Origin of the sequence: Pontivivens insulae, assembly GCF_900302495.1 — a bacterium.
Lineage (GTDB): Bacteria > Pseudomonadota > Alphaproteobacteria > Rhodobacterales > Rhodobacteraceae > Pontivivens > Pontivivens insulae.
This window is the reverse complement of record NZ_OMKW01000002.1, coordinates 963,466-984,117: the sequence shown is the minus strand read 5'-3', so window position 1 is coordinate 984,117 and position 20,652 is coordinate 963,466. Positions and strand designations below refer to the sequence as shown.

General features: G+C 59.8%; 27 protein-coding genes. 13 read left to right on the top strand and 14 right to left on the bottom strand.

Annotation, left to right across the window (positions count from 1 at the left end; all coding sequences use genetic code 11):
• Positions 1-22: 22 nt before the first annotated feature.
• The 3 genes from POI8812_RS10355 to POI8812_RS10345 form a co-directional block, all read right to left on the bottom strand.
• Positions 23-229: a cold-shock protein gene (locus POI8812_RS10355; protein WP_108782458.1), complete on the bottom strand. Its 207-nt coding sequence runs from the start codon at positions 227-229 to the stop codon at positions 23-25.
• A gap of 198 nt (positions 230-427) precedes the next feature.
• Positions 428-1,219: a phosphodiesterase gene (locus POI8812_RS10350; protein ID WP_108782457.1), complete on the bottom strand. Its 792-nt coding sequence runs from the start codon at positions 1,217-1,219 to the stop codon at positions 428-430.
• 3 nt (positions 1,220-1,222) lie between these two features.
• Positions 1,223-2,191, bottom strand: coding sequence for a GlxA family transcriptional regulator (locus POI8812_RS10345; RefSeq protein WP_108782456.1), 969 nt, complete (start codon positions 2,189-2,191; stop codon positions 1,223-1,225).
• A 312-nt stretch (positions 2,192-2,503) separates the two neighbouring features.
• Here POI8812_RS10345 and POI8812_RS10340 point away from each other — a divergent pair, with 312 nt between their 5' ends.
• Both POI8812_RS10340 and serB read left to right on the top strand, forming a co-directional pair.
• Positions 2,504-3,871 carry a class II 3-deoxy-7-phosphoheptulonate synthase gene (locus POI8812_RS10340; RefSeq protein WP_108782455.1) on the top strand — a complete coding sequence of 456 codons (1,368 nt, stop codon included), beginning with the start codon at positions 2,504-2,506 and terminating at the stop codon, positions 3,869-3,871.
• A 79-nt stretch (positions 3,872-3,950) separates the two neighbouring features.
• Positions 3,951-4,805: a phosphoserine phosphatase SerB gene (serB, locus tag POI8812_RS10335; protein WP_108782454.1), complete on the top strand. Its 855-nt coding sequence runs from the start codon at positions 3,951-3,953 to the stop codon at positions 4,803-4,805.
• 16 nt (positions 4,806-4,821) lie between these two features.
• On the opposite strand, the gene POI8812_RS10330 is transcribed toward serB, so the two are convergent.
• On the bottom strand, positions 4,822-5,481 hold the full coding sequence (locus tag POI8812_RS10330) for a PAS domain-containing protein (RefSeq protein WP_146186153.1): 660 nt from the start codon (positions 5,479-5,481) through the stop codon (positions 4,822-4,824).
• 156 nt (positions 5,482-5,637) lie between these two features.
• On the opposite strand from POI8812_RS10330, the gene POI8812_RS10325 reads away from it, so the two are divergent.
• From POI8812_RS10325 to POI8812_RS10310, 4 genes are read left to right on the top strand one after another with little or no spacing between them, the layout of a single operon-like run.
• Positions 5,638-6,501 (top strand): YicC/YloC family endoribonuclease, encoded by an 864-nt coding sequence (locus POI8812_RS10325; protein ID WP_245895343.1) that lies wholly within the window; start codon positions 5,638-5,640, stop codon positions 6,499-6,501.
• Positions 6,502-6,504: 3 nt separating this feature from the next.
• Positions 6,505-7,158, top strand: a complete 654-nt coding sequence (gmk, locus tag POI8812_RS10320) for a guanylate kinase (RefSeq protein ID WP_108782452.1) — start codon at positions 6,505-6,507, stop codon at positions 7,156-7,158.
• Positions 7,159-7,162: 4 nt separating this feature from the next.
• Positions 7,163-7,690 (top strand): gamma carbonic anhydrase family protein, encoded by a 528-nt coding sequence (locus tag POI8812_RS10315; protein WP_108782451.1) that lies wholly within the window; start codon positions 7,163-7,165, stop codon positions 7,688-7,690.
• The gene (locus POI8812_RS10310) at positions 7,690-8,331 is read left to right on the top strand and encodes an SOS response-associated peptidase (protein ID WP_108782450.1); all 642 of its coding nucleotides are present in this window, start codon (positions 7,690-7,692) and stop codon (positions 8,329-8,331) included. Before POI8812_RS10315 ends, POI8812_RS10310 begins: the two co-directional genes overlap by 1 nt.
• A gap of 18 nt (positions 8,332-8,349) precedes the next feature.
• Here POI8812_RS10310 and POI8812_RS10305 read toward each other — a convergent pair whose 3' ends face one another.
• Complete coding sequence (locus POI8812_RS10305; RefSeq protein WP_108782449.1) at positions 8,350-9,003, bottom strand: HAD family hydrolase; 654 nt, start codon at positions 9,001-9,003, stop codon at positions 8,350-8,352.
• Positions 9,003-9,287, bottom strand: a complete 285-nt coding sequence (locus POI8812_RS10300) for a DUF3572 domain-containing protein (RefSeq protein WP_108782448.1) — start codon at positions 9,285-9,287, stop codon at positions 9,003-9,005. The genes POI8812_RS10305 and POI8812_RS10300 overlap by 1 nt, the downstream gene beginning before the upstream one ends.
• A gap of 132 nt (positions 9,288-9,419) precedes the next feature.
• Here POI8812_RS10300 and POI8812_RS10295 point away from each other — a divergent pair, with 132 nt between their 5' ends.
• On the top strand, positions 9,420-10,823 hold the full coding sequence (locus tag POI8812_RS10295) for a diguanylate cyclase (protein ID WP_108782447.1): 1,404 nt from the start codon (positions 9,420-9,422) through the stop codon (positions 10,821-10,823).
• A gap of 14 nt (positions 10,824-10,837) precedes the next feature.
• Here the strand turns inward: POI8812_RS10295 and POI8812_RS10290 are convergent, their stop codons facing one another.
• The 4 genes from POI8812_RS10290 to POI8812_RS10275 form a co-directional block, all read right to left on the bottom strand.
• Positions 10,838-11,347, bottom strand: a complete 510-nt coding sequence (locus tag POI8812_RS10290) for a periplasmic heavy metal sensor (protein ID WP_146186152.1) — start codon at positions 11,345-11,347, stop codon at positions 10,838-10,840.
• Complete coding sequence (locus POI8812_RS10285; protein ID WP_146186151.1) at positions 11,344-11,739, bottom strand: hypothetical protein; 396 nt, start codon at positions 11,737-11,739, stop codon at positions 11,344-11,346. Before POI8812_RS10285 ends, POI8812_RS10290 begins: the two co-directional genes overlap by 4 nt.
• A gap of 14 nt (positions 11,740-11,753) precedes the next feature.
• The gene (locus tag POI8812_RS10280) at positions 11,754-12,287 is read right to left on the bottom strand and encodes a sigma-70 family RNA polymerase sigma factor (protein ID WP_108782548.1); all 534 of its coding nucleotides are present in this window, start codon (positions 12,285-12,287) and stop codon (positions 11,754-11,756) included.
• A gap of 118 nt (positions 12,288-12,405) precedes the next feature.
• Positions 12,406-12,897: an EF-hand domain-containing protein gene (locus POI8812_RS10275; protein ID WP_162844992.1), complete on the bottom strand. Its 492-nt coding sequence runs from the start codon at positions 12,895-12,897 to the stop codon at positions 12,406-12,408.
• Positions 12,898-13,080: 183 nt separating this feature from the next.
• Here POI8812_RS10275 and POI8812_RS10270 point away from each other — a divergent pair, with 183 nt between their 5' ends.
• The 4 genes from POI8812_RS10270 (at position 13,081) to POI8812_RS10255 (ending at position 15,059) form a co-directional block, all read left to right on the top strand.
• On the top strand, positions 13,081-13,497 hold the full coding sequence (locus POI8812_RS10270; RefSeq protein WP_108782443.1) for a DUF983 domain-containing protein: 417 nt from the start codon (positions 13,081-13,083) through the stop codon (positions 13,495-13,497).
• A 31-nt stretch (positions 13,498-13,528) separates the two neighbouring features.
• Entirely contained in the window at positions 13,529-14,206 is a 678-nt protein-coding gene (locus tag POI8812_RS10265) for an NUDIX hydrolase (protein ID WP_108782442.1), read from the top strand.
• A 101-nt stretch (positions 14,207-14,307) separates the two neighbouring features.
• A complete protein-coding gene (gene rpmG, locus POI8812_RS10260) occupies positions 14,308-14,475 on the top strand; it encodes a 50S ribosomal protein L33 (protein ID WP_108782441.1) in 168 nt (55 codons plus the stop codon).
• Between the two features lie 68 nt (positions 14,476-14,543).
• The gene (locus tag POI8812_RS10255; protein WP_108782440.1) at positions 14,544-15,059 is read left to right on the top strand and encodes a GNAT family N-acetyltransferase; all 516 of its coding nucleotides are present in this window, start codon (positions 14,544-14,546) and stop codon (positions 15,057-15,059) included.
• A 54-nt stretch (positions 15,060-15,113) separates the two neighbouring features.
• On the opposite strand, the gene POI8812_RS10250 is transcribed toward POI8812_RS10255, so the two are convergent.
• From POI8812_RS10250 to POI8812_RS10240, 3 genes are all read right to left on the bottom strand, one after another.
• On the bottom strand, positions 15,114-15,869 hold the full coding sequence (locus tag POI8812_RS10250) for a Bax inhibitor-1/YccA family protein (protein WP_108782439.1): 756 nt from the start codon (positions 15,867-15,869) through the stop codon (positions 15,114-15,116).
• 96 nt (positions 15,870-15,965) lie between these two features.
• Positions 15,966-18,485, bottom strand: coding sequence for an ABC transporter permease (locus tag POI8812_RS10245; protein ID WP_108782438.1), 2,520 nt, complete (start codon positions 18,483-18,485; stop codon positions 15,966-15,968).
• A 13-nt stretch (positions 18,486-18,498) separates the two neighbouring features.
• Positions 18,499-19,188 carry an ABC transporter ATP-binding protein gene (locus POI8812_RS10240; protein ID WP_108782437.1) on the bottom strand — a complete coding sequence of 230 codons (690 nt, stop codon included), beginning with the start codon at positions 19,186-19,188 and terminating at the stop codon, positions 18,499-18,501.
• Positions 19,189-19,192: 4 nt separating this feature from the next.
• On the opposite strand from POI8812_RS10240, the gene POI8812_RS10235 reads away from it, so the two are divergent.
• A complete protein-coding gene (locus POI8812_RS10235) occupies positions 19,193-19,867 on the top strand; it encodes an arylesterase (protein WP_108782436.1) in 675 nt (224 codons plus the stop codon).
• Positions 19,867-20,421 carry an RNA 2',3'-cyclic phosphodiesterase gene (thpR, locus tag POI8812_RS10230; protein WP_108782435.1) on the top strand — a complete coding sequence of 185 codons (555 nt, stop codon included), beginning with the start codon at positions 19,867-19,869 and terminating at the stop codon, positions 20,419-20,421. Before POI8812_RS10235 ends, thpR begins: the two co-directional genes overlap by 1 nt.
• Positions 20,422-20,448: 27 nt before the next feature.
• Here thpR and POI8812_RS10225 read toward each other — a convergent pair whose 3' ends face one another.
• Positions 20,449-20,634: a DUF1127 domain-containing protein gene (locus tag POI8812_RS10225; RefSeq protein ID WP_108782434.1), complete on the bottom strand. Its 186-nt coding sequence runs from the start codon at positions 20,632-20,634 to the stop codon at positions 20,449-20,451.
• Between the last annotated feature and the right edge of the window lie 18 nt (positions 20,635-20,652).

The following is a 20,652-nucleotide window of genomic DNA, read 5'->3' as shown; positions in this document are numbered from 1 at the left end:
CCGCAAACCGCGATTGGGTCAATTACTCGACCGAAAGCGATCCGGCAGACTGCTTGCCGTCACGACCGGACTCAAGCTCGTAGGAAATCTTTTGATTGTCCTGCAGACCGGTAAGACCCGCACGCTCAACAGCGGAAATATGGACGAACACGTCCTTGCCGCCCTCATCAGGTGCGATGAAGCCGTAGCCTTTTGTGGAATTGAACCATTTTACGGTGCCAGTAGCCATCCGTTTTCTCCTAAATTGCCCGCTGCGACGTGCGGCGGGTTCTTGCAGCGCGATCAACCGATAACCGTGCGAACTGCGAGAGGTCGGAGGGGTCGTGTGGATAACTCTACGACTGAGCACGTAGGGTGTGGCGCTGACTGCGGCAAGTGATATTTTGAATTAGGTGATGGAAAACAAGAAATACCATCCGTCGAACTCTCAATGTTGACCGTTTGTGCTGGGCGGCAGGCTGAAGTCTTCTGTAAAGACAACGATACCGTCTGAATTCACGCAAACGATCCCGTAGGCCCCTGGCTCCGCGATGGAATGGCCATGACCCGGTTCGCCAAGCAGCATCGGCATCTGGTGACAGGGGCTCTTGAACACACTCAAGGACAGCCCATCAACGCTGGCCGTGATCGTTCGGTGAATGTGACCGGAAAAGACATGTGCGACGCCTCCTGCATGCAAGACTGCCCGGAGCTCTTTGGCATTTCGCAGCCCGATTGCGTCCATGCCATCGAAACCCGTGCGAAATGGGGGGTGGTGCAAGAAAACCAAGGTCGGTCGTGTATCGGCTTGGGCCAGTTGATCGCTCAGCCATTCCATTCGTGCTGAGCAAATGAAACCCGAATGGCCCGCTCCATCCGTTTCATCCAGTGTGTCAAGCAGGATGAGCCGTGCGTCCGGCAGATCGACGACCGCTTGCATAAATCCCGCCGCATCTCTGGGCGCATTCGGAAAACTTCTGCGCAGCGGCGCGCGGCGATCATGATTGCCCGGTATGACCCAGACGGGCCACGGGGCAGTCGCAAGGACCGGTGCGAGGCGGTCATATTCCGTCTGATCAGCCGAGTGGACCAGATCCCCGGTCACCACCAGGCCTGCGGCATCAGGGTGGTGACTGCCCGCGTGCCTCAGCGCCTCTTCGACCCGCGCCAAGGGATCGATACCGATAATTGGCGCGCCAGTTGTGACGTGCAGATCGGTCATCACGATCAGCTTTGACATGGGTTACTCCCGCGATTGCGCGCCACGCTCCTTATAAGGTGTCGTCTCGAAGTGAGCGCGATAGCATTTTGAGAAGTGGGACGGTGATGTGAACCCGCAGGCCAAAGCGACGTTAATCACGGTCATATCTGTCTGAAGCAGCAGATTACGCGCTTTCTGTAAGCGCAACTCCATGTAATAGCGCTTGGGAGAGCGGTTGAGGTAGCGGCGGAAAAGCCGCTCAAGCTGCCTTGTGCTCATCCCCACGTCACTCGCCAGCTGTGAGGGGCTAATCGGCTCCTCAATGTTCTCTTCCATGCGCTGGATCACATTGGACAGCCGAGGGTGACGCACGCCGATCCGCGTTGGAATGGACAGGCGCTGCTCTTCGCGATCCGTGCGTACGGTCGTGTAGATCATCTGATCTGCGACCTGATTGGCAAGCTCCTGCCCATGCCGATCCGCGATCAACTTGAGCATGAGGTCAGCAGAGGCTGACCCCCCAGCCGAGGAATACCGGTTGCCATCAATCGTATAGATCGCCTGGCTCAGATCAATTTCGGGAAACTCTTCTACGAAGCTGTCGCGATTGTCCCAATGGATGGTACACCGCTTGTCGTCCAGCAGACCAGCCCGCGCCATGATGTAGGTTGCGTTGCAAAGACCGCCAATCGTGACACCCTTCCGGGCCTCGCGGCGCAAGAACTGGAGCAGGGGACGCGTCGTCGCATCCTTCACATCGACGCCAGAGCAGACCAGAAGTGTCTCATCGCGCGAGATCTCTTCGAAGCCCATGTCGACAAGGTTGCGCTGCCCATTCGAGCACTCGGCGTATTCGCCACCTTCCGCGCATAGTTTCCAGCGATACAGTTCCTGGCCAGTCGTCCAGTTGGCAAGCCGCAGCGGCTCGATTGCGCAGGCAAAAGACAGCAGCGAGAAATTTTTGGTCAGCAGGAAGACAAACGTCTCAGGCTGAAGCGGATTGCTGGCCATGCGCGCGGCCCCTTCTGTAGAAATCGCAATGCCAGTTCGTCGCAATCGCAGGGGGGCGTCAAGCGTCAGAAAACGACGCCCGGAAGTCTGAATTGATCAGGATCGATTTTTTCTGTTTTTTGCTGCACCGCACAGCAGCGGTGAAGTGCCCGGAACGCCACAAAATCTCAGAATCGCTCATGAAATTACGCTGACCGCGCACTTGGTGACACATTCGGCGCGAAACAGGTGCATTGCCGTCTGGTCAGCGCCCGAATCCCCATGTTATGCAAGCGCTCCGAAGTTGAAGTAACCCTTTAGGAGTGACGCGAGATGTCCCCGACCTGGACGAAAGCCGGATGGCGCGCAAAGCCGCGCATCCAGATGCCTGATTACGTGAACGCCGAGGCTCTGGCCGAGGTGGAGGGTCGCCTCGCCTCCTATCCGCCGCTGGTTTTTGCAGGCGAGGCCCGCGCGCTCCGCGCAAAGCTCGCAGAGGTAGCCGAAGGTAGAGCGTTTCTCTTGCAGGGCGGCGATTGCGCCGAGGCCTTCAACGAGTTCTCCGCCGACAATATCCGCGACACCTACCGCGTGCTTTTGCAGATGGCGATGGTACTGACTTTTGGTGCCAAGCTGCCGGTTGTGAAAGTGTCGCGTATGGCCGGGCAGTTTGCCAAGCCGCGTTCCTCGGGCACCGAGACAGTGAATGGCGTGGAGCTTCCCAGCTACCGTGGTGATATCATCAACGACATCGCTTTCACGCCCGAGGCCCGGATCCCGAACCCGGATCGGATGCTGCAAGCCTACACCCAGTCGGCAGCGACGCTGAACCTGCTGCGCGCATTCAGCCAGGGTGGTTTCGCGGATATGCACCGGGTGCACGAATGGACGCTGGGGTTCGCTGACGCGGCGGCCTCCACGAAATACCGCGATATGGCAAACCGGATTTCCGAGTCGCTGTCCTTCATGGAAGCGGCAGGGATCAATTCGGGCAACACGGACGCAATGGGCCGTGTAGACTTCTACACCAGCCATGAGGCATTGCTCCTTGAGTATGAAGAGGCGCTGGCCCGCGTGGACTCGACCTCTGGCAACGTCGTTGCCGGCTCCGGCCACATGATCTGGATCGGTGATCGGACACGGCAGCCGGACGGGGCACATATCGAGTTCTGTCGTGGCGTCATGAACCCGATTGGTCTGAAATGTGGGCCGAGCCTTGAGCCCGATGAACTGATTGATCTGATCGATCGCCTGAACCCCGAGAACGAGGCAGGCCGCCTGACGCTGATTGCACGCTTTGGTGCTGGTAAAGTCGGTGAGCATCTGCCCGGTCTCATCCGTGCGGTCGAGCGTGAGGGACGCAAGGTCGTCTGGTCGTGCGATCCGATGCACGGCAACACGATCAAATCGGAGTCTGGCTACAAGACCCGTCCGTTCGAGCGTGTGCTGCAAGAGGTGCAGGAGTTCTTTGCCATCCACAAGGCTGAAGGCACCTATGCAGGCGGCGTGCATTTCGAGATGACCGGTCAGGACGTGACCGAATGCACCGGCGGTGTCCGCGCGGTTTCTGACGAGGATCTGTCCGATCGCTATCACACAGCCTGCGATCCGCGTCTGAATGCCAGCCAGGCCCTTGAGCTTGCTTTCCTCGTCGCTGAGGAGCTGGAGCGTGCACCGCTGGCACAACGCGCCGCCGTCTGAGCGCGGTGTTTGAGACTGAATTTGCCCGGCCCACGCAGATCGCGGGCCGGGTTTTTTGTGAGCTAAGAGGGGCCTTCACATGTCCGCCACCCACGCACTTGTCCTGACCGCCGCCGTTGGCATTTCTGATCGTGCCGTTGCTGGGATTACTGCCGCGCTGGGCGCAGTACCGGTTGCATTGGAGCAGATGTGTGCGGAATGGCATGTTGCGGACGGCGTCTTGCCACCTCGACCCGAAGGGCACGACCTGAACATCGTGTCCCTCGCCGGGCGCGCGAAGCGTCTATTGATAGCCGACATGGACAGCACCATGATTCCGGTGGAGTGCATTGACGAGCTTGCGGACTTTGCAGGGGTTAAAGATCGCGTCGCTGATATCACGGAGCGGGCGATGCAGGGTGAACTCGACTTTGAGGAGGCGATCCACGAACGGGTCGGATTGCTGACCGGGCTGCCGCAGGCCGCGCTTGAGCAGTGTTATGCTGAGCGGATAGCGCTGAACCCCGGTGCGGAGGTTCTGGTGCGCACCATGGCGGGACGAGGGGCGATGACAGCCCTGGTTTCCGGCGGGTTCACGTTCTTTACCTCTCGTGTGGCGGCACGCGCTGGATTTGCTCTGAACCGCGCGAACACCTTGCTGTTTGACGATAGCGATCACCTGACGGGCAAGGTTGGCCTGCCGATTCTGGGTCGGGAAGCCAAACGTGAAACGCTGCTGGAACTCTGCGATGAAGGTGGGTTCGGCCCGGATGCGGTGATCGCAGTTGGCGATGGAGCCAACGACCTGGCCATGGTCGAGATCGCCGGGCTTGGCGTTGCCTATAAGGCGAAACCCGCGCTTAAAGCCGGGGCGAATTGCAGCCTGGAAAACTCTGATCTGACAGCCCTTCTGTCGCTGCAAGGCATACGGGAAGGCGATTGGGTCAACGTTTAGCCGACCTGATCGCGGATCAGTCGTCTGTTCTAACGATCCGTAGGGCGGGCGGTTTGCGTTCCGAATTGCCGCCGCCAGTTCCGCTCGTTTTGACAACACGAAGGTGGGGCGCAGGGGTGAAGGGCGCCTGATCCTCAGACAACCCCATGGCCGCGCTTGCGCGCTTGTTTTCCGTGAGTGGTTGGAAGCGGACAGATTTGATGCGCAGGTTTCCGCTTCGCATGGGTCCGTCTGTATCAAACACGATGCAGCCGAGAAGCCGGGTAAAGCTGCCAAAATCATCGGTCAGCGGACGCAGGATCAGTGTTCCCTGACCAATCGCGCCTTCTACAACCAAGTCGATGCTCGCCGGATGGTCGAGCGCATCGCGTAGAATGTCATCAAGCCGCGACGTGTCTTCTGGTGCGAAAATGGCGCGCATCGGCATGCTGCGCAGTTCCATTCCCATGGTCCGCGCAACCGCGCTTCCGGTCAGACGAAACCGTACCGGGCCGTGGGCCACGTCTTCGAGGATAAACATATGCTCCAATGCGGAGGTGAACTGGGATGGATCAAGCTCTGACCGCCGCGGCGCGACACGCTCTCCACGCAGCCGTTCCCAATAGGCCGCAAGAGTGCTTGCGATCCGGTCCCGGCGCTCGCCACTTTCGGCCTCCATCCAAATTTCTCCAAACACAACGGATACTCCTTAACCATACTGCAACCGGGTGCCCTTTGTCCAAAGCCGCACGTTCACAGGTGTTCAACGCAGACCTTACCGATTTAAGTCGACTTTTACCTGTATTGATTGGTTTTTTGGTTAACATGCGCCACGCTCGCAGGAGGAACGCGCATGCAATCAATGACTGGTTTCGCTCGGATGTCTGGTGAGCTGCCCGGCATGGGGTGGGCGTGGGAAGTGCGAAGCGTCAACGCTCGCAACCTTGATTTGCGAATCCGTCTTCCAGAAGGTGCGGACCGGCTCGACCCGCTCTTGCGCGCGGCCATGAAAGGGACGATCCATCGGGGCAGTGTCAGTGTTGGCCTGCGATATACGGTTCTCGACACGGCGGGGACAGGCCCGTCAGCGACCTCACATATTCTAAATGAGCTGGCTCGCGTGGAGGCTGAAGCGTTGGAGCAAGGTTTGACCCTTTTGCCCAGCACGGCGGCAGACGTACTGACGTTGTCGCTAAGCGGAGATCGCAAGAAGCCTGACTTCAAGTGGATCGATGAGGCGGGCGGACAGATCCCAACATTGATCTCGGCACTTGCTGAGGCGCGCGCGGCGGAGGGCGTCGAGTTGGCCCGTATGTTGGGTGACAGCCTCACTCAACTCTCAGACTTGGTGAGCGAAGCAGCAGAGATCGCGATCGCGCGTGCCGAACGCATGGCGGACGGGCTCCGTCAGCGCGTCGCCGATCTGCTGCAATCTCCGCCTGATGAGGGACGATTGGAGCAGGAAATCGCAATCCTCGCTGTGAAAGCGGATGTCACGGAGGAGCTTGATCGCCTTGCGGCCCACGTCATCGCCGCGCGCGCACTTCTGTCTGAAAAGCAGCCCGTTGGGCGTAAATTCGATTTCCTGATGCAGGAATTCAATCGGGAAGCCAACACGTTGGCGTCCAAGTCACAGGACACGGACCTGACGAGGATCGCCCTTGCCATGAAGGTCGTGATAGATCAGATGCGGGAGCAGGTTCAGAATGTGGAGTAGCCCATGACACAACCCTCGCGACGCGGTTTGCTGGTGATCCTGTCTTCACCGTCAGGTGCCGGCAAATCAACACTTTCGCGCAGGTTGCTGGCCGATTTCGACGATGTCAGCTTCTCGGTTTCTGCCACGACACGCGCCCCGCGCGAGGGCGAAGTTGACGGGCGCGAATATCACTTCCGATCCCGCGAACAGTTCGAGCGTTTGATTGCCGAGGGCAAGATGCTCGAACATGCAGAGGTTTTTGATAACTACTACGGATCGCCCCTCGAACCTGTCCGCGATGCCATGATCGAAGGCAAGGACGTATTGTTCGATGTGGATTGGCAAGGTGGACAGCAGATCCGCAACTCGGAGATGGGGCGGGAGGCCATTTCTATTTTCATTTTGCCCCCCTCTATCGAAGAGTTGGAGCGTCGCTTGCGCGCGCGCGCCCAGGATGCAGAAGACGTCATCAAGCGGCGCATGGATGGCGCACGGCGTGAGATGCGACATTGGGCCGAATATGACTATATCCTGATCAATGACGATCTCGACGCATGCTATGATCAGCTGCGCTCGGTCCTGATGGGGGAGCGCCTGCGCCGTGATCGGCGACCTGATATCGCACAGCGGGCGCGACAGATGTCTGGCGAGATCAAGGAACTTTCAAGGAGCTGAGCCGATGACACTCTATGCATTGGGAGATCACGTTCCCCAGACCCCGCAAGATGACGATTTTTGGGTTGCACCAGACGCCAACATCATCGGCAAGGTGCGCCTCGGCTCGGCCGTTGGGGTGTGGTTCAGTGCAACCTTGCGTGGCGACAACGAGCTGATTGACGTCGGTGCGGGCACCAATATTCAGGAAAACTGCGTTCTTCACACCGATATGGGTTTCCCGATGATGATTGGCGCCGGATGCACAATCGGACATCGCGCAATGCTGCACGGATGCACGATTGGCGAGAACTCTCTGATCGGGATGGGAGCGACCGTCTTGAACGGGGCAGTGATCGGGAAGAACTGCCTGATCGGTGCCAATGCCCTGATCACCGAGGGTAAGGTCATTCCCGACAATTCCCTTGTCATGGGCAGTCCGGGCAAGGTCGTTCGGCAGATTGATGCCGCGGGGGAAAAGATGCTCGCGGCCTCCGCATTGCACTATCAGGAAAATTTCCGGCGCTTTAAGGCGGAGTTGCGGGCACTCTGATGTGTGGTCGCTTTGCGCTCCACCCCACATTGACCGAGGCGGTCCGCGAATTTCGCGTACCCCGACGAGAGGCTGAGGCGATTCTCGTCGACAATGACGATATTCGCCCGACCATGCCAGTTGGAACAGTGATCAGCGAAGCGGGCGACCGCCATGTCGTGCCAATGCGATGGGGGTTTCTGCCAGATTGGTATGAGCGTGTCGACGGCGGACCGCTGTTGATCAATGCCCGGTCCGAAACCATTGCCGAAAAGCCTGCCTTTCGTGCCGCATGCCGCGCACGCAGATGCCTGATCCCGATGTCGGGCTTCTACGAATGGCAGGTCCTGGGACCCCGCGCAAAACGGGTGCATTGGCTCGAACCAGCTGAAGCCTCCGGTGGTGCCTTTGCAGGAATTTGGCAGCAGTGGACCGGTCCAGACGGGACTACATTGCAAAGCTGCGCCATTGTCACCTGTGCTGCATCAGACGATCTAAAGCACATCCACGCCAGACTGCCATTGGTGATTGAGCCCGAAAGCTATGCCAAGTGGCTTGGTGAGGAAGGTCATGGTGCAGCCCGGTTGATGCACCCGCCTAATCAGGGGTGGTGGCGGGTGGAGCCGGATCGTGGGCCACCCCGCAAGGACCAGTTATTTTAGCTTGGCTGCAGATATATCCTAGATTTCCAAACCTTTGCGCAATGCCGTTTCGGCTTCGCGCCATCCGCCGATGCAGGCCTGTACGTCGGAGGAACGGGGCAGATAGGGCCGCGCCCAATCGCACCCGATCAGTTGCACGCGGCCAACATCTGGCGCGTGTTTCGCGGCACTGTCCAGTTGGGTTGCGCTGTCGTCCACGAACACCGTCCGTGCTGCGGCTTTCCGGTAAAGCAGATCCAGCGCACGCCCCTTTCCGCCAGAATTGGTTATGACCGGCCAATTATGCCCAAACGCGCCGAGGTTTCGGATCCGGTCCTCCCGCGCGAAGTGTGGAATATTGGTCAGGACGACGATCTGTGCATCAGCTGACAGCCTCTCAAGAACTTCGGCCGCGGCAGCGATGGGCTGTTGAGACAAGGTCTCCACGCGAAAAAATGTCTCCAGCATGGCCCAGGCTTCGTCCCGCGCGGCGACACGTCCCGTCGCACGTTTGATGAGCGCCGAGTCGAGGCGCTTGGTCGTCAGATTAAGCGTCCAACCGATCTGATCGGCGTAGTCGCGGAAATGACGCAGAAAATAGACGAGGACTTCATCCGCATCGACGGCAAGCAAGGGCCGTCCGCGTGTCAGTTTCAGATCGTCAATCTGGCTCTGTGCGATCGGATCGATCATCAGGTCCACTCCGGCCCCGGTCCACCGGGCAAACCCGCGCGCAATCTCATTGGGGTCTCATAGTCGTGGCCCATATCGTCACAAAACGCGATCAGCGCCGCTTCATCTTGCAAGAGGAAATCAATCAGAAAGCCCAGAAATTCAGGATATTGGGCACGGATACGTAAGTCATCCACGGATGCACCACTCAAGCCGAGAAACGCCATAAGACGTTCATCATCTCGCGCCAGCCACGTCAGAACGTCGACCGCGAGTTGTACAGATGCAGGCAGTTGATCACTCATGATTGAATTGCTTTCGAACGATTTAGGGAAGGCTTCCGCAAGACTTATTGCATTAAGGTCATCAGATCGCGCAGGCTTGGACCTGTGCAGGCCGGTCTGACCGGCACGATCAGGTAGCACAAGCGGGGCGCAATGTCTGGACGCATTCTGGTGATTGATGATGTTGCGGCTAACAGGGCGTTGATCCGCGCGAAGCTGACCAGTGTCTATTACGATGTCATCGTGACCGGCGATGCGGAAGAGGTCGGCGGCATCCTGCGCCATTCACCACCCGCGATGGTGCTGATTGACGTCATGATGCCGGAGATCGACGCCTTTGAATTGTGCGCTGAGCTTAAGAACAGTTCGGCGACAGCGCATATTCCGGTCGTGATGATGAGTTCCAGCAACGATCCAGACGATCGGGTCCGCGGTCTTGCGGCTGGGGCGGATGACTTCCTCATCAAGCCGATCCATGACCTCGCTCTATTTGCGAGAGTCCGGAATTTGATGCGTGTCCGCTTCGCTATGGATGAGTTGCGCCACCGAAACGACGTTGCACGCGACCTCGGCCTGCCGGTTGATGATTTGACCAAGGCGCCGGCAATCGGGCCTGGACAGTCTGTTCTTGTTGCCGCGCCTGACGCCCGTCAGGGGCAGGCCTGTTGCGACAGCCTGTCGTCGAGGCTCGGCGTTGTTGCAAGCTTTTGCACCACGGAAGGCGATGCTCTCAGCCTTGCAGAAAGCAGACAGCCGGATGCGGTCCTTGTGCATCAGGCTTTGTCAGCAAATGGCGATGGTCTGCGCTGTGCAGCGGCGCTCTCACGGAACTATGCAACCCGGAATATTGCGGTAATCGTCGCTGTAAATGATGACAACATGCGCACGGCGGCAAAGGCGCTTGATCTTGGCGCATGGGACTATGTGATGGAGCCCTGCGATCCCAGTGAGCTTTCGATGCGTATGAAGTCGCAACTGCGTCGCAGATTGTATTCCATGCGGCTCCGGGACAACCTGACCGATGGTCTGCGGCTTGCCTCTATTGATCCCCTCACCGGGCTCTATAATCGACGGTTTTGCAGTTTCCGCCTTGGCCAGATGTTGGAAAGCAGCGCACCTGCGGGCAGATGCGTCACTGCGATGGTCCTTGATCTTGATCATTTCAAACGCATCAACGACACCTACGGTCATGATGCCGGGGATGAACTGTTACGATCCGTTGCGCGGCTTATTCAGCAACAGGTGCGGGGCGTCGACCTGACGGTTCGTCTGGGTGGCGAAGAGTTTCTCGTCGCATTGCCCGACACCTGCGTCGACGGCGCGCGCCCGGTGGCCGAGCGGGTGCGCAGTGCCATCGCGAATACCAAATTCGATATCGGCACGGGTCAATCCATCAACTGCACCGTCAGCATTGGCATGGCAGCGACAACCGGTGCCGAACTGTCCGCAGAACGACTGATCGGGCAGGCGGACGAAATGCTGTATCTGGCAAAGGCGCAGGGCCGCAACCGCGTCGTGACGTCTGCGCTTGAGAGTGTGAAGAGCAAAACCGCATAGCGGCCTGCGCTAGATCAGTTGTCGTTTGAGCGTTGCCGTGGCCAGTCACCTTCGCCACGCGGCGGTCGCGGACGATTGGATTGACGCTCGTTGAGCCGTTCCAGAAATGCCATCCGCTCGGAAAGCGGCAGCCCTTCCAGCGTGTCGAGGAGCAGGTTTTCTGCCTCCTGCCGCATCATGTCACCGGTTGTCTGGCGCTGGGCCCAGAGGGCGACGATAGCCTCTCGGTCCATTGGTTCCTGACGCAGGGCCTGCGTGAACATCCGCATGGCGTTGATCCGTTGGCTGCGGGGGGTCCCACGCTCTGCGGCGAGGTCCCTCAACTGGCTGATAAGGGCCTGACGTTCCACATCAGGAAGTGCTTGAATGGATTGATTGAAATTTGGGGTCGCGGCCAGGCGGGTCGGTGCACCGCTGTCTTGCAAAAACGTTCCCAACACCGCTCCGATGACCAGGACGTTCAATCCAAGCGATATTGCGAATGCGATTCTGAAACCACGGCTCATTTGTGGGGTCTCGCTCACAATCCCGTCTCCGTCCCGATCAGTTCGACCCCGTCAATGGCGTATCCCATGGCCACAATGTCTTCTGCCCCCAGGATCACATCAAGCCCTTGGAGAATCGCGAAATCGGCACCGCCATTCAGTCCGATCATCATGCCTATTGCGAAACATCCAAAGGCTGGAACCGCAATCTCAAACCCGCCGAACAGTTCTGAAAAACGGCTGAACCAAGACCCCGCAGGCGGGGCCGTCTCCCCACGGCTCGCATGGGCCCGATGATGATCAGCACCAATCACGGCGGCGTCGGCCAGAATCCGGCTCATCAACTCTGCATCGGGCTCTGGCTTTTCGTCGCGGGCGGCCTGGAAGAACGCGTTGAGATCATCATCAATCTGCTTTGAGGCATCGGTCATCTTGTCCTCCTGTATCATTCCATGGCTCCCAGATCATCGCGGCGTCGGCCAAGGGCCGCGCGCAGCGCCCGTCCGCCACGGGCCAGCAAGCTTTCCACTGCATCAACGCTTGTCTCCATCACCACGGCAACCTCCGGATTGCTCAACTCTTCGATATGGCGCAGCGTGACGGCAAGACGCTGCCGGTCGGGCAAGCGATCAATGGCGGCATGGAGTGCCTTGGCCCGGTCCATCTGCTGCAATCGGGCATCAACGCTTGGCGTTTCGTCCTCAGGTTCGCCCGCCGCGTCCAGCGGTTCGCTCCGCCGTCCGCGCAGCCTGTCGATGCACAGGTTGGACACGACACGGTAGAGCCACGTGCTGACCTGCGCGCGCTCACCATCCCAGTCCGGCGCCTTGCGAAACAGGCGCAGCATGGCTTCCTGGGTGACGTCCTGCGCTTCCATCGTTTCGCCCAGCATGCGAGTCGCCACCGACAGCGCCCGGCCTGCATGACGTTCTGTCAGCGCACGTGCCGCAGACTGATCGCCGCGCGCGAATGCGGCCATGAGCTCCGCATCGTGATTTCGGCTGGCAGAAAACAACGCGCGGGTATCTCCGTCAGGACAAGGGGCATCGGGGGCGTTCACACTAAACCACGCCCCCGACAGAGTTCCTAGAGCACTCTTATTCTGCTGCGCGATCGCCGCCACGGTCGCCTCGCTCACCTCGGTCGCCACGATCACCACGGTTGCCACGCCGGTCATCAGAGGCAGCCTCAGCTTCCTCGCGCGAGATCGTACCGCTGTCGTCAGTATCAAGTCGCGCGATACGCTCTTCAGGGCTGCGGCGGCCGCCCAGTTCGTCGGCGCTCAGCGTCCCATTTCCATCAGCATCCGCGCGCTCGATGATGCGCTCCACGCCACGGGTCCGGCGCTCTTCCGCGCGAGCCGCGATCGCTGCGGACAGCTCTTCCGCGTCAAGTTCGCCATCGTCGTTCAGGTCCTGTGCCTCGAAACGGGCCAATGCAAAGGCGTTCAGCTCATCAGCTGTCAGCTCTCCGTCAGAGTTGGTATCGACAACGTCAAAGTCGAAACCGCTTGGTCCGCTTTGGGCGAAGGCGACGGGTGCGGCGAGCACTGCAATCAGTGCCGTGGCGAGAAGGGTTTTCTTGGTCATAAACATTGTCTGTGCTCCACTCGATAGGTTCTTGTCTGTCTCGACCCCGCTTTGCGCGTTGTCGGGGGTGATACGCATCGGCCAGAGCAATTCCGTCGCAGAATTTTTCAGATTCTTCGGTCGACGGCAGGCGGGCGCTTTTGTCCACGTGACGCCGCTCAAAAGAGGGAGTAGGGAGGTCGCATGATAGAGAATGCCCAAAACACACCGCCCGCCCTTAGCTCTGAGGAGCGTGATACAAAGACGGCCATCATGCGAGGATGGCGGCGTACCTGCCCGCGATGCGGCGCGGGACCGGTTTTTGAGGGTTATCTCAAAGTTCGTGATGACTGCGTTGTCTGCCAGCAGGATTTCACGCCACAGCGCGCGGATGATGGTCCGGCTTGGCTCACCATGCTGATCGCGGGCCATCTGATGGCACCGCTGATCGTGCTGATTTACGAACTATGGCGGCCCAGCCCCTGGGTGCTGTTTTTCGGTCTCTCCGTGCCGTTCGTTTTGCTCTCGCTTTGGCTATTGCCGCGGATCAAGGGCGGTTGGATCGCGTTCCAGTGGGCCAAGCGCATGCACGGGTTCGGCGCGGAGCCTGACAACTATTGAGCCGACCTCCAGGCTCTGCGCATAGTCGGCTATGACAGATCCAAATGACGTTCCTATCCGTGATGCCGCGACGATTATCCTTCTGCGTGGCGGCAGAGATGATCCACACCTTCTTATGGGCCAGCGCGGCGCAAAGGCGGTGTTCATGCCGAACAAATACGTGTTTCCGGGCGGCGCACTTGATGATCAGGACCGCGACATTCCGGTCCACCGGGACCTTGTTCCGCACGTACGCGCAATTTTAAATCAGCAGTCAGAGCCAGATAAGTCGGCGCGCCTGGCACTCGCCGCGATTCGGGAGCTGTTTGAGGAAACTGGTCTCGCGCTGGGCCAACCGGGTCAGACTGAACAGGATGTTCCCCCAGACTGGGCTGGCTTTGTTGCACGCGGTTTGCTTCCCGATCTTGGCGCGCTTGATGTGATTTTTCGCGCCGTGACGCCTGCGGGTCGGCCGCGCCGGTTTGACGCCCGGTTCTTCATGGCGCGGGTAGAGGATATCACAGGGGACCCAGACGATTTCAGCGAAGCCTGCGATGAATTGAGCCACTTGCACTGGGTTCCGCTTGCCGATGCCCGCAAGCTCGCATTGCCCTTCATAACAGAGATCGTACTGTCCGAGGTTGAGGCGCGCCTGCGCACTGGCCCAAGACCTGTGCCGTTCTTCAATCACGTTGGCGAACGGTCCCATTTCCGGATGCTCACCGCTTGACACCACCGACCAGCGGTGTAGGAGACGGGTTCGAGATTTAGGGTCCAAACGGACTCAGTGTAAACCAAGGGGCGGACCCCGCCCGTTACAGGAGATGGATCATGGCGAAGCCGACGACGATCAAGATCCGCCTGAATTCCACTGCGGGAACGGGCCATTTCTACGTCACCAAAAAGAACTCCCGCACGATGACCGAAAAGATGTCCGTACGTAAGTACGACCCGGTCGCGCGCAAGCACGTTGAATACAAGGAGGGCAAGATCAAGTGATCTAGCCCGATCCTAGGATCAGGGGGCCGCGCCGCAAGGTGCGGCCCTTTTTCGTTTAGAGGGGACATATGGCTGATCTTAAGTTGAGAACGGCAACGCTGAGCGACATGGATGCCGTGGAAACAGTTCTGCGCCGTTCTTATGCCGCCTTACTGCCCGCGGATTATCCACCATCTGTCCTTGTAACGGCTCTTCCGGTGATGGTGCGCGCGCAACCGGCCCTATTGTCCAGCGGCAGCTACTTTGTGGTCGAGCGGGCCGGACAGATCGTCGGTTGCGGGGGCTTCACGCTGAACGCACCCGGTGGAGATGCGGTGACGGACGGATTGGCCCATATCCGTCACGTGGCCGTAGATCCCGATGCGCTCCGCCTTGGTGTGGCGGCGCGCATCCTGCAACACTGCTTTGCCACCGCGCGGGCTGTCGGACTGCATCGTTTTGAAGCGCTCTCAACTCTGACCGCAGTCCCGTTCTATGCGGCACAGGGATTTGTGGAGATTGAGCCGGTCGAACTTCGCTTCCCGGGCGACATTCCGTTTCCCGCAATCCGCATGCAGCGTGACGCCCGTTTACACATCACATAGCAAAAGGGCCGGAGGTTTCCCTCCGGCCCTGTGTATCATTGACTTTTGCTCAGATCACTCGCGGTTGCCGAGGAACTGAAGCAGGAACATGAACATGTTGATGAAGTTCAGGTACAGGCTGAGTGCGCCCATGATTGCGGACTTCTGCAGCCATTCGGTCGCACCAGCGCGGGCGGCCATGATATACTCGTTCTTCAGACGCTGCGTGTCATAAGCCGTCAGGCCCGCGAAGATCAGAACACCAATCACGGAAATCGCAAAGCCAAGCGCGGAGGACGCGAGGAAGATGTTGACGATGCTCGCCACGATCAAACCGATCAGGCCCATGATCAGGAACGCGCCCATGCCTGACAGGTCTTTCTTGGTCGTGTAGCCATAGAGAGACAGACCCGCGAAGGCGATTGCCGTCACAAAGAATGTTTGTGCTATAGATGCGCCGGTGTAAGCTAGGAAGATCCAGCTGATGGACGCGCCCATGACAGCAGCAAAGGTGTAGAACAGGAACTGAAGGGCACCGGCCGACAGCTTGTTGATGCCGAAGGACATCACAAGGATGAAGGCGAGCGGCGCAAACATCACGGCAAAGCCGAGGATGTTCGGCTGGAAGGTGATCGGATCACGCAGGATCGATTGCAGTCCTTCGGATGTGCCAAAAGCCCATGCGACCGCGCCGGTCACACCCAGGCCCACGGACATCAGCCCGTAGATCTTGTTCATATGAGCGCGCAGACCCGTATCGATCTCGGCTGCGCGGGCGCCAGCACCGGCTGTTGCAGCCGTCTGCTGACGTACGGTGTCAAACTGTGCCATTGAAACTCCCTTTCCGGCATGAGTGGCTCAATCCTGAGCCTTTCGGTCATAATATTGGGATCAGAGGCGCAATTTCAAGACGCAGCTTGGGGTTGTTCAGTCCTTACTGCGCAAGACACGGGCAGGGCGGGCCGCCAGCGGTCCAAGCGCGAAACCAAGACCCGCCAACAGGCTTGCGGTGGCTCCACCGAGTACGATCATGAAGGCGCTAACCGGCTCGAATACATAGTCTGCCTCCATGACGAATGTCATGACCCCCCACCCAGCCAGTGCGCCCCCCAGGATCGCAACAAGGCCAGCCGCGGCGCCCAAAATGGCAGAGCGCAGGGCGAAAGATCCCAGGATGCGACCGCGTGTCGCGCCAACGGTCTTTAGCACCGCGGCCTCGAAAACACGCCGCCGTGTGCCCGCGGCTGCGGCCCCGATCAACACGACGAAACCAGTAATCAACGTTGCCGACGCGCCATAGGACGTTGCAGCCGCCAATCCACCCAGCGCGTCCGATACGCGGGCGATTGCGTCCCTGACGCCGATGGCAGTGATGTTTGGATAGGCTCCCGCAAGCGCGCGCAGCAAACGACCTTCTGCGGCTTCCTCGGCATAAAGCGTGGCAATGTGGGTGTGGGGCGCTCCGGCAAGGGCATTGGGGCTCATCGTCATGATGAAGTTGATGCCCATATTGCCGAAATCCACCACGCGGAAGGATGCGATCTCAACCTCTACATCCCGCCCCAGAATGTTCACTGTCAGCATATCGCCGAGCGAGAGGCCAAGCTCTTCCCCTTCTTCGGCAGCAAAGCTGACGAGCGGCGGGCCATCATAATCCTCCGGCCACCACGCGCCTTCCGTGAGGATGGCATCGTCGGGCTGTAAGGCCGAGTAGGTCACCCCTCTGTCGCCATTCAGCACCCAATGATCTCCGGCCACATCCTTGGCCGGCTGGCCGTTGATGCGCGTCAGAATGCCCCGCAGCATCGGGGCAGTATCAATGCGATCCACAGCCGGATCTTCGAACGCGGTTGAGAGGAAACCGTCAAGTTGCGTGTTTTGGATGTCGACAAAGAAATAGGCGGGTGCGATCTCGGGCAGATCCTGACTGATCGCGTCGCGGGTGTTTCGCTCGATTTGACCGACCGCTGCCAGCACCGTCAGGCCCAACCCCAAAGACAGGATGACGCTTGCGGTCTCCCCGCCGGGTCCACCAACTGCCCCCAATGCGAGCCGCAGGGCCGGACGGCCGCGCGCCAGTCTGGATTGCGACAAGCGGCGACAGCCAATCCGGATTAGCCAAGCCATAATCGCAAGGATCAGCAGCGCGCCCAGAATGCCTCCGGCGGTCGCCAGCGCCAGCATCCAAACGCCAGAGAACCACGCGGCAAGGCCGACAAGTGATACGGCGAGAGCCGCAATCACCAACAGGTAAGCGAACCGTGGCAACTTGCGTCCGCCCCCATCAATTTCCCTAAAGAGGCCAGCCGCACGAATATCCTGTGCCCGAGCGAGGGGCCAGATCACGAAGATCAGCGCGGTCAGCACGCCATAGACAGCGGCTTCTGCCAAAGGACCAGGATAGATGCCGAACACAGCGGGCACGGGCAGGCGGGCTTCAATAATTGGACCGAGGGCGAGCGGGACGAGTGCGCCGAGAGCGATGCCGATGGCAATCCCTACGAGGGTCAGCACACCGACTTGGATCAGATAGGTCTGGAAAATCGTCGACCCGGTTGCACCCAATGTTTTGAGCGTCGCAATTGTCTCGATCTTTCCATCGAGATAGGTGCGCACCGCTGCGCTGACGCCCAGCCCGCCGACAGCAAGGCCACTCAGCCCCACAAGCACAAGAAACGCGCCGAGGCGATCCACGAAGCGCGCCACGCCAGGCGCACCATTGCGGCTGTCGCGCCACCGTAGCCCCGCATCGGCAAAACGCTCTTCCGCTGCGGCTGCAATCGTATCCAGATCGGCATCAGCGGGCAGGGCGAGGCGATATTGCGTCTCAAAGAGGGTTCCTTGGGTTATGAGGCCCGATGTCTCCAACCCTTCGAGCGTCACGATGGTTCGTGGCCCCAGACCAAAGCCTGCACCAGCGCCATCGGGTTCGCGCTCCAACAAGGCACGCAACTCAAATTCCTGAGTTCCCAGCGTAAACGTATCTCCAACGGACAGGCCCATACGGTCTGCTAGTACGGGTTGCATCACACCGCCGGGCAGTGCGCGCATCTCCAGCGCTTGGTCGAGCGGAAGCGGGGGGCTCAATTCAACTTCACCGTAAAGCGGGTAAAGGTCGTCGACGCCACGCACCTGGGTCAGCCCGCGCTCGTCTCCCGAAACAGCCATCGAGCGAAAGTCGACCGTTTCCGAGACCTGTGTGGATATTGAGGCAAGCCAGGCCTGCTCTTCTTCCGTGGCAAAACGGTAGGTGAATTGTGCCTGTGCATCTCCGCCAAGGATGGCCGCGCCTTCCCGTGCCAACCCAGCCTCGATACCCGCACGCACAGATCCGACCGCGGCAATGGCCGCAACGCCGAGCGCGAGACAGGCAAGAAAGATGTAGAAGCCGCGCAAGCCCGCGCGCAATTCTCGACGGGCGATGCGGGTGGCAACAGAAAAGCTCATGACGCGCTCCGGTCTATTCGGCGGCTTGTGCAAGGGTGTCGAGCGCGCCGTCGCGCAGGCGGATCACCCTGTCACACCGTGCAGCAAGCTCAGGCGCATGGGTCACGAGCACCAACGTCGATCCGTGACGGTCCCGCAACCCGAACAGAACATCCATAATGGCCTCACCCGTAGCGCCGTCCAGGTTTCCGGTCGGCTCGTCCGCGAGCAGGATTTCGGGGCGTGGGGCTGCGGCACGGGCAAGAGCGACCCGCTGTTGCTCCCCACCGCTCATCTGGCTGGGGTAGTGGTGAATGCGGTCCTTCAGGCCCACGGCAGCCAGTTCTTCCGCGGCCCGGTCGAACGCGTCGGCCTTGCCGGCCAATTCCAGTGGCGTCGCAACGTTTTCCAGTGCGGTCATCGTTGGGATCAGGTGGAAAGACTGAAACACTACGCCCATATGATCCCTGCGAAACCGGGCGAGCGCATCTTCGCCCAGTGATGTAAGATCATGACCGAGCGCGTTGATCGTTCCGCCGGTCGCCTGTTCCAGCCCGCCCATCAGCATGAGGAGCGATGATTTGCCCGAACCACTTGGCCCTGTCAGCCCAACAGTTTCTCCGCGCGTGATGTCCAGCGATATGCCATGCAAAATGTCAATCGGACCTGCATTGCCAGCGAGCGTGAGCCGCGCATCGACGAGCGAGAGAACAGTGTCGGTCATTGGAATGCTCCGTAAGGGACTTCGGTTCACATATGGGGCGGCGCTGTCGATCCGCAATGGGGCCATGGGCCTGATCGTGCTTGCTACGCCGCTCACCGCGCAGGAGATCACGGTCGCAGCCTTGGGCGACAGTCTGACCCAGGGCTACGGGCTCGCGGTCGAGGACGGGTTCGTGCCTCAAATGCAGGCGTGGCTTCGCGATCAAGGCGCGGACGTGACCGTTATGAACGCAGGTGTTTCGGGCGATACGACCGCCGGCGGGCTGGCACGGGTGGATTGGACCCTCACCCCCGATGTTGATGCGATGATCGTGGCGCTGGGTGGCAACGACCTGCTACGGGGGCTCGACCCTTCCATGAGCCGTGCCAATCTCGATGGAATTCTGGCTACGGCGGCTGAAAAGGATCTGCCCGTGCTGCTGGTGGGGATGGAGGCGCCGGGCAATTATGGCCCCGCATTCAAGGAAGCATTCGATACCATGTATCCCGAACTCGCCCAGAGGTATGGCGCGGTCTTTGCGCCAAGCTGGTTCGAAGGGTTGGGGTTGCAGGAACAAAGCCTCGCGGCCGCGCAAGACTACATGCAGGCGGACGGAATTCATCCAAATGCCGAAGGGGTCAGCCTGATTGTCGAGGGGCTTGGCCCATATGTGCTCGAGCTGATTGAACGGGTTGAGTGATGCGCCTATTCGTGGCGGTGCCCGTTGACGGACCTGCGCGCGAGGCTGTTGCCAATGTTGGCGCTGGCTTTCGGTGCGGGCGCATCGTTCCCCCCGCGCAGTATCACATCACACTAGCATTTCTCGGCGACGCTGTTGGACAGGCGCAGGCAGAAGAATGCGCAGCACTGCTGGGATGCATCGAGGATGATCCGTTCAGCTGGAAGGTGGCCGGGCTTGGCCAATTTGGATCGTCAAAGCCCCGGAACCTGCACGCAAATGTGGAGGCCTCTGGCCTTGATCGTTTGCACCGTTCGGTTGTGAAGGCCGCGGATGGCGCGGGTTTGCGGCTCGAGCGACGCCGCTTTGTGCCTCACATCACGCTCAGCAGGTTGCGCGCACCGCTCGACGTGCGAGATGCCGCGTGGTTCGCGCAGAATGTGGATGTTCAGCTGGGGCCTTTTTGGGCGGACCGGTTCGAATTGATCGAATCCCGCCTCTCGCCAGATGGGCCAGATTACAGAACACTGGTGTCCTATCCGTTGGGCCCGGACTGGGACGATCTCGACGATTGATCGTCCCCATCCTGTTTGTGCGGCAGATCAGGCCCAGAAGGGGCGGGCTGCTTCGCGTGCCGCGTCCTGTGCGGACAGGCCCAGATCCTCAAGCTGAGCGTCATCCAGTTTTGCAAGCTGCGCACGGGTCCGAGCCATCAGATAGCAACGGGTGAACCAGGCCAGCGAAAGGGCAGGGCGGGCAGAGCGGGGAAGGGTTGCGGTCATATACATGGTCAAGGTCCATCTTGT